8 protein-coding genes are annotated in these 11,946 nt (G+C 60.7%); 5 read left to right on the top strand and 3 right to left on the bottom strand.

Features of this window, described 5'->3' with window-relative positions; genetic code table 11:
- The first annotated feature begins 40 nt into the window (after positions 1-40).
- Positions 41-2,224 carry a hypothetical protein gene (locus KQI84_13755; protein ID MCB2155942.1) on the top strand — a complete coding sequence of 728 codons (2,184 nt, stop codon included), beginning with the start codon at positions 41-43 and terminating at the stop codon, positions 2,222-2,224.
- Positions 2,225-2,321: 97 nt separating this feature from the next.
- A complete protein-coding gene (locus tag KQI84_13760; GenBank protein ID MCB2155943.1) occupies positions 2,322-3,935 on the top strand; it encodes an alpha-amylase in 1,614 nt (537 codons plus the stop codon).
- A 382-nt stretch (positions 3,936-4,317) separates the two neighbouring features.
- Here KQI84_13760 and KQI84_13765 read toward each other — a convergent pair whose 3' ends face one another.
- From KQI84_13765 to KQI84_13775, 3 genes are all read right to left on the bottom strand, one after another.
- On the bottom strand, positions 4,318-5,292 hold the full coding sequence (locus KQI84_13765; GenBank protein ID MCB2155944.1) for a S26 family signal peptidase: 975 nt from the start codon (positions 5,290-5,292) through the stop codon (positions 4,318-4,320).
- Between the two features lie 99 nt (positions 5,293-5,391).
- Positions 5,392-6,102, bottom strand: a complete 711-nt coding sequence (locus KQI84_13770) for a class I SAM-dependent methyltransferase (protein ID MCB2155945.1) — start codon at positions 6,100-6,102, stop codon at positions 5,392-5,394.
- Positions 6,099-7,118: a GNAT family N-acetyltransferase gene (locus KQI84_13775; protein ID MCB2155946.1), complete on the bottom strand. Its 1,020-nt coding sequence runs from the start codon at positions 7,116-7,118 to the stop codon at positions 6,099-6,101. The genes KQI84_13770 and KQI84_13775 overlap by 4 nt, the downstream gene beginning before the upstream one ends.
- A 140-nt stretch (positions 7,119-7,258) precedes the next feature.
- Here KQI84_13775 and KQI84_13780 point away from each other — a divergent pair, with 140 nt between their 5' ends.
- From KQI84_13780 to KQI84_13790, 3 genes are all read left to right on the top strand, one after another.
- Positions 7,259-7,810, top strand: a complete 552-nt coding sequence (locus KQI84_13780; protein ID MCB2155947.1) for a dCTP deaminase — start codon at positions 7,259-7,261, stop codon at positions 7,808-7,810.
- Positions 7,807-8,835 carry a phosphatase PAP2 family protein gene (locus KQI84_13785; protein MCB2155948.1) on the top strand — a complete coding sequence of 343 codons (1,029 nt, stop codon included), beginning with the start codon at positions 7,807-7,809 and terminating at the stop codon, positions 8,833-8,835. Before KQI84_13780 ends, KQI84_13785 begins: the two co-directional genes overlap by 4 nt.
- A 136-nt stretch (positions 8,836-8,971) precedes the next feature.
- Positions 8,972-11,944: a tetratricopeptide repeat protein gene (locus KQI84_13790; GenBank protein MCB2155949.1), complete on the top strand. Its 2,973-nt coding sequence runs from the start codon at positions 8,972-8,974 to the stop codon at positions 11,942-11,944.
- Positions 11,945-11,946: the final 2 nt, after the last annotated feature.

The following is an 11,946-nucleotide window of genomic DNA, read 5'->3' on the forward strand; positions in this document are numbered from 1 at the left end:
ATTGACCAACCAAATTCCCCTCTTTCAGGAGGACCTTTCAATGAGGAAAGCTCTTTTGCGTGGATTGACCGCTGCGGGCGCCCTTTGCCTTTTGGCGGGCGTTTCCTACGCACAACCTACCATCGACGGTGACATGCAACTCGGCACCGAGTGGGTCGATGCCACTGATCAGACCGATGTCTGCAACGCTCCTAAGGCTTGGGGCGATGCACAGCAGTTTGAGGCCATGTACGTTAAGTGGGACCTCGACTATCTCTACATCGGCATCTCCGGCAATCACACCGACGGCCGCGTCTTTGTGTTCGTTGATGGCAATGCCAACGGCACAGTCAACAATGGCTGGCTGAATACGACTGGAGACATGCAGGACTTCAGCGATCCCTTCGACTTGCGCATGTCCAATCTGGACATCGAGTTCCCCGAAGGATTCAAGCCAGAGATCTGCGCCAGCGCTCCCGCCAGTGTCTTCAACGCTGGTCTCGAGAATGGCGGCTGGCCGAACAACGGCGGCGTCCGCACCTGGAATGGCGGCGCGGCTGACAACTTTGGCTGGGACCAGAGCGCGACTGCTCTCCCCGCCGGCAATATGGTTGTCAATGGCAATGCAGGCGCCACCAGCCAGAGCCTTGAAATCGCCATCCGGTGGGATCGCGTCTTCAATGCCCAGTCTGACAATGGCGACTACGTCCCCGGCACCGGCGCTCTTCCCGCCTCCATCGACGGCCAGATCGGCATCCTCGCTCTGCACACCAGCAACGACGATAACCCCTGGGTCTCCCGCATGTTCCTGCCGTCTCTCCTCGAGACTGGCGACGTCGCACCGACAGGCGATCCCGGCAATGGTGACCTGGTCTCCACAATCAGCACCCCGCGTTATCTGTCCGGCGTCCGCCTGATCGACGTCGATCTGACCGACGACGGCGTTCTTGACTCCGGCAACGCGACCGATGTTGGCCGCTTGAGCCTCGACACCGACCCACCGGTCGCGATCGTCGTCGCAGGAGCGGAGACGTTCTTCGACAACGACATGATCCAGGTGACTTTCAACAACGATCCGTTCCTTGGCACTGGCGCCGAAGCTGGCAGCGCCCTGAACCCGGCGAACTACACGCTTGGCTCCGGCACGATCAGCTCTATCGAAGCAGGCACAGGCGACCGTTCCAACCAGGTCTTCCTGACGCTTGACGCTGCGATCGCCGGCGACGTGACCATCGATGTCGCGAACGTTGAAGACGCTGGCCAGACGGGCACCGCTCCGGCCGCCCAGTTCACCGTTTCACCCAAGGACATCATCCAGGTGACCCTGAACTCGACTGGCACCAATGGCTTCCTTCCCGATCCGTACATCCGCGGCACGTGGGACAACTGGGGCGAGACGGGCTGGCCGCTGGCCAACGGAACCGACCCCTATCCGGACGTTCCGGGCGACCAGACCGAGTCCGACGACACCGTTGATGCCATCTATCGTGGACGCATCTTCACCGATGGTGGCCTGGTCACCGGTGGTGGCGGCGCCCATCAGTTCGCTATCCGCTCGATGTACGACTTCGGCGGAGCCATCCTGAATACCAATGTCGACCAGCTTCGCGGCCTTGGTGCTGGATACTGGTTGCCCAACAACTTCAACCGCACTTCCAGCTCCAACACGATCGTTGTCGACGACCTGACGGATAATCGCCTGACGGCGAACACCCTTGCCGTGACGATCCGCGCACTCGTGGAAACGAGTGAAGGCTGGCTTCCCACTCTGTCCGAGGCCGAGAATGCCATCATGTATGTCCAGGCAGGCCCGACCTACGGCGGCGAAGGTGCCATTCCTGACGTCGACGGCGACCTGCTTGGTGAGGCCGACGTCATTGGCGCCAAGACCCTGACCTATGTTGGCGTTGAGGGCAACTACTACGTCTACTCTGGTACCGTCAACTACGCTGCTGGTCTGCCGGATGTCTCCGAGTATCGTCTCGGCTTCACGATCACCGCTGGTGGAAACGCGGGCGACTACCGTGAGGCGGAAGCCGAGTTCACTCCGAGTGACTTCTCTCCGGCTCCCACGGGTGTTATCACAACCACCGTCCACGGCCACGTTGCCCGGCTTCAGTCGGACGACGGCACGAAGGCCCTTGGTCGCAGCATCGACCTGATCTACAACTTGGCTTCGTTCGATGTTCCGGCTCCTCCGACGGGTGCTCCGGCTAACGTCAGCAGCTGGGAACTGTACAACTAATCAAACCACACATGCGGGCCCGCCCGCAGTGAGCACTTGACCCCTTCGCCCCTGTCGCTCTTGACAGGGGCGAAGGTTTTTTCCGCTGAGGGTGACAATGAGACGATTCGAGAATTCGCTGGACCGAGCAGGCGCGAAGCCCCCCGATTGGACACGCGAGGCCGTCTGGTACCAGATCATGGTGGAGCGTTTCCGCGACGGCGATCCGTCGAACAATCCGCCCGACAGCGTTGCATGGACGGCAGACTGGGAGAGCATCCCGGCACCCGAATTTCGCCGCCGCTATGGGGGCGATCTGCAGGGCGTGATTGAGAAGCTCGACTACCTTGCCGAGCTCGGCGTCACGGCCCTCTATCTCAATCCGATCTTTCACTCGCCATCGCACCACAAGTACGACGCCATCGACTATCGCCATGTGGACGATTGCCTTGGCGTGGCGGGGGAGTACGAACGTACCGCCTCGGCGGAGGATCTGCTCGATCCGGACACATGGCTGTTCAACGCCTCGGATCGTGTGCTGCTCGAGTTGATCCGCGAGGTTCACGCATGCGGCATGCGGATCGTGCTCGACGTCTCTTTCAATCACGTTTCTCCGCGCCACCCGGCGTTCCAGGATGTGCGGGCTCACGGTCGCCAGTCCCGTTTCGCGGATTGGTTCGAGGTCGTCGGTTGGGAGCCATTCGAGTATGAGGGCTGGGCCGGATTCGGCGGAATGCCGGTGTTCCGAAAGACGGCTGCGGGCTTCGCGAGCCCGACGCTGCGCGATCACATCTTCGCCGTCACACGACGCTGGATGGCGCCGGGCGGCGACCCATCGGCCGGGATCGATGGCTGGCGCCTGGATGTGGCAAACGAGATTCCACCCGGCTTCTGGCGCGAGTGGAGTGCCCTCGTGAAGTCCATCAATCCCGAGGCCATCATGATCGGCGAGATCTGGGACCAGGCCGATGATTGGGTCGACGAGGGGTACTTCGACCTCGTGATGAACTACGAGTTCGCAAAGGCCTCGGTGGAGTTCTTCGTCGACGGCCGCCCGACGGCGAAATTCGCGCAACGACTCCAATCGCTGCGTCACCGGTACTCTTGGCCGGTTACGCTCGGGCTGCAGAACCTGTACGACAGCCACGACACCGACCGCATCGTCTCGCGCCTCCGCAATCCCGGGTTGCCCTACGACAGCATGAATACGCCCGCGCGCAACCCAGATTACGACGTCGCCAAGCCGACTCCGGACGATTATCGGCGGCTTCTCCAGATGGCGCTATTCCAGGCGACCTACCCTGGTGCGCCGATGATCTGGTACGGCACCGAGGTCGGAATATGGGGTGCCGATGATCCGCATACCCGGAAGCCGATGCTCTGGCAGGACCTCGAGCCCTGCGAACGCCCGGAAGCGAACCGTGTCGAGAAGGACCTTCTGGCTGCCTATCGCGAGATTCTCGCGCTTCGCAAGCTTCCCGTCTTCCGGGAAGGCGACTACGTTCAGCTCGTTGCGGATGGGCCGCTGTTCGTGTACGCCCGAATCCTGGATGGGGTGACGGCGGTTGTTGTTCTCAATCGCAGCGACAAGCCGGCCTCTATCCCGATGATCGCCCTCCCGAATGGCGAATCGATCAGTCCCGACTGGCAGACGATCTATGGATTGCCTGGATCTAACCAGGAGCAATTGGAGGCCCACGGCGGCGTTGTTCTTCTCCGCGAAGGGGGCTAAAAAAGGGGCGGACGCCGGATCGGGGGAGAGTCCGGCGCCCAGGTGGGAGAAAGGGGGACATTGAGATGGTTCACGCAGCCCATACTCTGGTCGTCGGTGGGGGAAACCGGTGTGTGACCTTTGGGCAACGTCCCGCTTTCATGAAAGAGCGTGTTTGATACCAGATTTCGGAGAAATCGGACGGAAATTCCCAGCGGGCTCCCTCAATCACTTGCAAAAGCCTAAAAATGCAAGGGTTGCAGCACGCACTCCTCAATCCGAAACGTCACAGGACGCCTGTAGAAATTCGGCACGGCAGATGTGCAACACAGTTCTCCGGGTAATTCGCTACACGAAGAATGTGCTGAATCGTGCACGAAAGCGTGTAAGGAATGCTTGACCGCTACTGGTCCAGGAATCCCAGTTTCCGGAACGGCCAGTAGCGCAGGATGGCCTTGCCGCGCAGGTGAGAAGTCGGGACCCCACCCCAGTAGCGACTGTCACTGGAGCTCAACTGGTTGTCGCCGAACATGTAGACCTCATCATCGCCGGCCTGGATCACGGTGGGTTCCTGATTAGGCGAGGGCAGAAACGTCGATGTCGATCGAGGAAAGTGATGCAGCCGCGGGAACGGTTCCTCGGTGACAGGCTCGCCGTTTATGAGTACCGGGCGGGTATTGAGGACCTTCTCCATCCCACCGTATTCGGGCGGGGAGATCCGGCCGGACACATTTGGCGGGTGCATATCGTATTGATCGACCGGCTGGAGCGTAATCTCCTCACCGGGCAGACCGACCGCGCGTTTGATGTAAACCGGCTTGTCCGGATCAAACGGGTGACCGCTTTCTGGGCGGTCCGGAACTTTGAAGACCACGATGTCGCCACGATCCGGCGGCGAGAACCAGTATGCGAACTTGTTGACCAGGATCATATCGCTGCGGCCCTTGCCGGGGAGATTGGGCTGTCGGAGTCGATCTCTCAGGCCGTAGTCCGGTGCCTCGAGCACCAGTTCCGTGTCGAATTCGCCCTCCGCGTTCCGCAGGTGAACCTGAACCATGCTGGGCTGGGTTGGGTGATTCAGGACGATGATATCCTGATCGCCGTCCTGATCCCAATCAAGCTCGCCGACCAGGTGTGCATCGTCGCCGATCAGCGCCGGCGTCATGGAGCCCGTCGGGATCATGAAGAGCTCAAAGACATACGTCCGGATGAACATGGCCAGCAGAAAGGCGAAGAACAGCGCATCGGCCCAGCCGCGCAGGTCGCGCATCACGGCGTGCATCATGCCGCCGGGCGTCTTCTTGGCGCTCTCCGTGCGACGTTCGCGCACGCGCTCCGGAGTCGTTGTCTGCTGGGTCGTTTTCTTTTTCTTCGCCATTGAGCCTCGTCCCGAGCCTGAGTCCGTTGTGGTTGTCACAGAAGAGGACTCAGGCGCAAGGGAAGTGGTTGGTTCCGCATTCGCCCTGTGAACTGCGGGTCATTTCTTCTGCAGGAGGATCTGGTAATTCGACTCGTGGAAAAGGTCGATTCCGACCGCTCGCATGGCCTTCAGCACGCCGACAAACGGTTTTCGTGCCCAGCGCAGCTTTGGGTGCTCCATCCAGAGGAATGACGCATCGAGGAAATGCCACCCGACGGCACGAAGGCGGGTGCCTTCCTCTGTCAGTTGGCGGAAGTTAGTAAAGGTGAAGCGCTGGATGTGCGGGCCGCGCTTGCTGCCCGCGATTCGCGTCGCCAGGCGGAACAGGCGATCTTCCAGCGATCGGTGGTGGGGGATTGCCACGTAGCACCATCCGCCGGGCCGCAGGACGCGCTCGGCCTCGCGTAGAAAAACGAGCGGTTCTGGCACATGCTCCAGAATGAACCCCAGCACCACGGCGTCGGCGGATTCGTCTTCGAGGGGAAACGTTTCCAGGCGCCCAAGGCGAAACTCATCTACCGGCTTCATGCCCTCGCGAGAATCCGGCTCGAACATGTCAAAGGCAATGAACTGTGGGGCGAAACGGTGGTACTCGAATGGCCCGGTCCCGCAACCGACGTCGACGACGACCTGTTCAGTGCCGAGATTCGCGTAGAGGAGTTCCTTGAGGTTCGGGTGCCCGGCTTCGCCCTGCGGAGGAAACGGGGCGTCGCGATCGAGAGGCGGCCGATAAGCAGGATCGCGCGGATCATCGATGGGACGCGTCATGATTGATCTCTTAATCCCAGCATCCCGCGAATAACATTGATCAGGTAGATCCTGTTCGTCGCGTACATGGAGGAGACATATGTCTCCAGTCGAGGGCGGAACTTCTTCTTGAACTGCGCGATAGAAGGCGTATTGGCCCCCACCCAATCATAACAATGCGGGAGGCCCCGCCGATCGATTTCCGCAAGTGCTTCGAAGTGCAGCAAAGTCGACCCACCTGAACCCAGTTCTTCTGGCTCCGATGCGCCAGCGAAGTAGTAGACGCGGTGCTTATCGTACCCAAAGAGACCAGCAGCATGGGGCTTTCCCGTCCCATCTCGGATAACGATCAAGAAGCCAGAATCTGTCGATTCAAGCCATGGGCCCAGGTTGGAGAGGTTGTCCGCTAATTGTGGAGGCAGCCCTTGACGTTTTGAATTTCGTCTCCAGAGCTCCTCCAGTTCTGCAGTTTGGCCGGCAGGGAGCACGTCGCCGGCGAGACCAGCCTCGCGGGCCTTGCGGGCCTGGCGACGGACTGATGACTCCGGCTGCGCTTCCCAACTCCCCGGTTCATCCCAACACGTGACGTAGTTGTAGTGTAGAGTGTTTGTCCAGCGCTTCCACGCGAGCCCTCGCGCATCCTGCACCCCTGGAGGGAAGACGATGTTCACGATTTCGGCGACTTTAGGGATCGCCATTGGCACTACGCCCAGGCAATCGCGCCAAAAGCTCTCGGAATCTGGATGGTCGGCTGCAATCATGGGCCCGGCGAAAGGCGCAAAGAGGGGTGAGTACCAGTATTGGGCGTGGCGGCCGTCCAGTCGCCAGAGACGACTGAATGACCGGCTGAAAGGAATCGCCATCACCAGCTTCTTACTTTGAATGATGCCGATGAAGCGAGCCTCACCTGGCAGTGTTGCATGCTCCGCAAACGCCGGGCATTGAACCAGGTAGCGATTGGCCGTGCTCTCCCACAGCGCATCGAGCGCAGGGCGGTCGCTGGGGGTCAGGAGTCGGGCTGTGGGTCTCGCGGCCATGGCGTTTGTCTACGGGCCGCGGCCGGTCGGGGCGATGGAAAAGTGGCCTCGCAGATTTCCGATTGAGCCCACCGCCTGCCGGGCGGGATGGGTTTGACCTTTCGGCGAGAGACCGAGAACTCCCCGCGAAGGCGCCCCTCATGATTCTGTCCGGCAAACAAATCGAGCAATTGCTCGGCACCAAGATCTTCATCGAGCCCTACGAGCCGCACCTGTTGAACCCGAACAGCTACAACCTGCGGCTGCACGATGAGCTGATGGTGTACGAGGACGAAGTGCTGGACATGAAGAAGCCGCCGAAGATCAAGCGACTGGTGATTCCACCCGAGGGCCTGGTGCTGGAGCCCGGGCGGCTTTATCTTGGCCGGACGATCGAGCACACGCGCACCGAGGGGCTGGTTCCGATGCTGGAGGGGCGATCCTCGATCGGCCGCCTTGGAATGTTCGTCCACATCACGGCCGGATTCGGGGATGTCGGATTCTCGGGCTTCTGGACGCTCGAGATTGCTGCGCTCCAGCCGATTCGCATCTATGCCGGCGTTTCCATCTGCCAGATTTTCTACCACCAGATCGAAGGCGACTTCGAGACTTACAAGAGCGGCAAGTACCAGGATAACCACGACATCCAGCCGTCGATGCTTTATCGGGATTTCAATCGCAACGCGGCGCCGGGAGCGGACGAGGCCAAGTGACTTCTTCGAAGGCAGCACTGGGGCCCGAAGGCTCGACCGGGGCCTTCGGGACCGATCTGACGCGCTATCCCTGGCTGCGCCACGTGCGAGTCTGCGATTGGCTGTTCATCGCGTACATGGTCGCGACGGGAGTGCTGATCCTATTCTCGGTCGATCGCCTGGAGCTCTGGTGGGCGATGCTGGGTGGGCGCATCCTGACAATCGGGATTGTGCTTCTGGCCGTGCGTCGAGCCGCGGAAACGAAGCATTGGGCATGGCGATTCGTCCGAGACGCCTACATGCCGATCATCATGGCCTGGCTGTACGTCGAGACAGGTTCGCTCAACAGCCTGATCATTCACGATCCGGTGGATGAACTGCTTTCGCACGCTGACGAGGTGATCTTCGGCTTCCAGCCCGCGAAGCAATTCTATCTGGCGTTCCCACAGGCGTGGCTGAGCGAGATTCTGAACTTCTGTTACTTCTCCTATTACTTCATCTTCATCGGGGCCTTCGTGCTGTTCTGGTTCCGCACATCGCACCGAAGCCAGTTTTCGTACCAGCGCTACCTCTTCCTGACGGCGCTGGTGATGGTGCCATGCTACGCGTGGTACACGATGGTGCCGACGTGGGGGCCGCAGTACGTGTGGCACGAACTGCACTCGCGCGATAACTTCGCCGGCTACATATTCAAATGGGCGCTCGACTACGTGCTGGCCCGGGGCGAGCGCCCTACCGGTGCGTTCCCGAGCAGCCACACTGCCCTGTCGGCGGGGTTCCTCGTTCTTCTCTGGCGAGAGAGCAGGCCTTGGTTCTGGGCGGCCTTGCCCACATTCATCGGCCTCTGGTTCTCCACCGTTTACATCCAGGCGCACTTCGCCATCGACATCATCGTTGGCATTCCGCTTGGCCTGGCGGCCGGGTTTGCCGCACGTCCGCTCCAGCGACGCTGGACAGATCCGGGGTTGGAGCAGGAGATCCTCGCCCTGCCGGACGATCCGCTGGTGAAGAACCCATACCCACCGCCGGGACAGACGGCCGCGTAGTCGAACCGTTCCACGTTGCAAAAGAAACGATTGCCCATTGGCCCAAGGTCTGTTTGTCATAAGGACAAGCGCAACATTCGGCGGCCGGGGGGTAGTACCAATCGCCGGGGCGCATCGACCACTGGGGGCTGTGGCGATGGATAAGCACACGGGCTCGGAGTCGGATGGCGGGATTCCGCCGCACCTTCCCGCGAATCCGGCTGAATCATACGATCCGGAGAAGACCACGCCGGCCTACTACGACGACTTCCCCGAAGTCGATAATCGGCGCATCGATCCGTCTCCTTCACCGTGGATCCTCGAAACACAACTCGATGTGGGCGAAGGAACGCCGGTCGAGAGTGCCAAGCCAGATTCAGAACATGCCCCGCCGGGCTACCGTCTTCGCCGAGTGATTGGAATCGGCGGAATCGGCGAGGTGTGGGAGGCCACGCAGCCATCGCTGGGTCGCGTGATCGCCGTGAAGCGACTGCGCGGCGACATTTACGAAGGCGGAGCGACCTTCGGGCGCACGCCACACATGTTCGAGCACGCCTTTCGCCAGGAAGCGCTGACCACCGGCAGTCTCGAGCACCCGAACATCGTTCCCGTCTACGACTTTGGCTTGGATTCGGATGGGCGGCCGCTGCTCGCGATGAAACTCGTCCGCGGCGAGCCGTGGGATCAGATGATCGCCGTCGATTTTGAATCGCTCGACGTCATGGATTTTCTGGCGCGGCACATCCCTACGTTGATCGACGTTGGAAACGCCGTGGCCTACGCGCATTCGCGCGGGATCGTGCATCGCGACATCAAGCCGTCGCAGGTGATGGTTGGCGAGTTCGGTGAAGTCGTTCTGATGGACTGGGGACTGGCTGTGCGATTCATCTTCGATGAATCCGAACCCAAAACGAGGGACGGAGAAGAGCTATGGCCGTCTCGGATGATCCCGACGACTGCGACGGCATCGAACCCAAGCGGTACACCCGCCTACATGGCGCCAGAGCAAACAGAAAAGGATGCGACATCGATCGGGCCATGGACCGACGTGTACTTGATGGGCGGTGCACTGTACGCGCTGCTGACGGGTTCGCCTCCGCATCGCGCGGAAACGTCTGCGGACGCGTTTGCGCTGGCACGAATGGGAATCATCGAACGCCCCGAGGACCGCGCGCCGGACCGCACCGTGCCGAAGGAGCTCGCAGACCTTTGCATGCAGGCGATGGCAAAAGACCCGCAGGATCGCATTGCTTCTGCAAAGGAGTTCGTCGCCGCGCTGCAGGATTTCCTGACGGGCGCGAATCGCCGCCACGAATCGATCGCATTGATGCGGCGCGTCGTCGATCGTTTGCAGGAGATCGAGGACGATTATCACGCGCTTGCGGATGCATTGAACCAGTTAGAACGCGCTCTTTTCCTGTGGGATGGAAACACAGAGGCAGCGACCTGGCGACAGCATGTTCTCGCCGCGTATGCACGCGCCGCAATTGGTAGCAAGGATTTGCGATTGGCGCGCGTGCAAGCGGAACGCCTGGATGAGACGGACGAACGCGCAAGGCTGTTGGAAGAAATCGCCGTGCTGGAGGCGGAACAGCGTCGGGCGGAAGAGCGTCTCGCCGAAGCATTCCGACAGGCGCAGGAAGAACGCGATCGCGCGCGCAGCGCACGAGCGCGCGCAGAAGACCTGGTTGGCTTCATGTTGCTCGATTTGCACACGGGGTTGCGACGTATTGGGAAATTGGACGTTCTGCAGAAAATCGCGGAGAAGGCGTACGAGTACTACGAGTCCTTTCCGATCGACGAGCAGGGCGTCGAGTCGTTGCACAAGCGCGCTCTCTCCCTGCACCACATCGGTGAAGTCCTGCGCGAACAGGGAAACCTGGAGCAGGCGCTTCGGACCTTTACTGAGTTCAAGGGGCTTGCGAAACAATTGATCGAGCGCGATCCCGAGAACGACCGATGGGCGCAGGACCTGGCCGAGGCCTACAGCAAGATGGGTGAGGTCTTGTACGAGCAGCGCGATCTGGAGGGAACGTTGCGGGCGTACTCGTCAGCGCTGGAAGTGCGTATCCCTCTGGCGGCGAAGTATCCGGACGATTTCGAAATCCAGAATAAGCTGGCATGGGTGTATGGTGGCATGGGCACCGTTCGCTGGCGCCTGGATCGTATCGAGAAAGCGCTCGATGATCTGCACAAGTCGATCGAAATCCGCGAGAAGCTGATCGAACGCGAACCGGACAATCCAGCGTGGAAGGATCACCTGGCCTGGAGCATGAACTGCATCGGGCCGATCTACATGGCAGCGGGGGAGAAGTCGAAGGCTGTTGCCGCGTATGATCGCGCGATCCAGTTGCGGAAAGACGTCCTGCATGTCGACCCAACGTTCGCGAGCGCCCAGCGCGGACTGGCATGGAGCTACGGCTGCATCGGCTACTTGCACCAGCAACTCGCCGACTATCGAAAAGCTGAACGCGCGTACCAGGGCGCGCTCGACATTCTGCGGCGCCAGGCCGAACAGGATCCGACCAATGATCGTCTGAGGCGCGACATCGCGTGGAGCCTCGGTGCACTGGGGAATACCCTGCAGTTGCAAGGGAATCTCGAAGCTGCCTGCGCGGTTCTCGAAGACTCTGTCGAGATGCAGACCCGGCTTCTGCAGAAAGATCCGAGCTACGTCAGCCTTCAGAAGGAACTTGGTTGGAGCAATTACTTCCTTGGGGACGTGTACGCGAAACTCAATGACATGCCGTCGGCGCTCGAGTCATTCCTGCGATCGCTCGACATGCGCGAAAAGACGCGACAGCAGAAATCCGGCAACCCGCTGAACCACCGCGATTCCATTCGGTCCCTGCTGCGCATCGGCGATGTGCAAGCCGAGACCGGCGAATCCAAGACGGCAGAGGACACCTGGAAGCGAGCGCGTAGCATCTTCGAGGAAAACGGTTCGGAACTCGAAGAACTGGAGCGCGTGGTGCTGCAGGCCGAGATTGCCCTGCGCCAAGGACGCTTCGACGATGCCCGGCCGCTGATCCAGCGACTGCGCGAGCTGGACGACATGAAGCTTCTCGAACACTACGCCACGTCTTCGCCAACTCTGCGGGGCGCGCTTGAAAAAGTGGAGACGGAGTAGCG

It is taken from the genome of bacterium, assembly GCA_020444065.1.
GTDB lineage: Bacteria > Sumerlaeota > Sumerlaeia > SLMS01 > JAHLLQ01 > JAHLLQ01.

Coding starts and splice junctions, on each gene's coding strand:
- KQI84_13760 (MCB2155943.1), top strand. CDS start 2,322: ATGAGACGATTCGAGAATTCGCTGGACCGAGCAGGCGCGAAGCCCCCC.
- KQI84_13775 (MCB2155946.1), bottom strand. CDS start 7,118: ATGGCCGCGAGACCCACAGCCCGACTCCTGACCCCCAGCGACCGCCCT.
- KQI84_13780 (MCB2155947.1), top strand. CDS start 7,259: ATGATTCTGTCCGGCAAACAAATCGAGCAATTGCTCGGCACCAAGATC.
- KQI84_13790 (MCB2155949.1), top strand. CDS start 8,972: ATGGATAAGCACACGGGCTCGGAGTCGGATGGCGGGATTCCGCCGCAC.
- KQI84_13765 (MCB2155944.1), bottom strand. CDS start 5,292: ATGGCGAAGAAAAAGAAAACGACCCAGCAGACAACGACTCCGGAGCGC.
- KQI84_13770 (MCB2155945.1), bottom strand. CDS start 6,102: ATGACGCGTCCCATCGATGATCCGCGCGATCCTGCTTATCGGCCGCCT.
- KQI84_13755 (MCB2155942.1), top strand. CDS start 41: ATGAGGAAAGCTCTTTTGCGTGGATTGACCGCTGCGGGCGCCCTTTGC.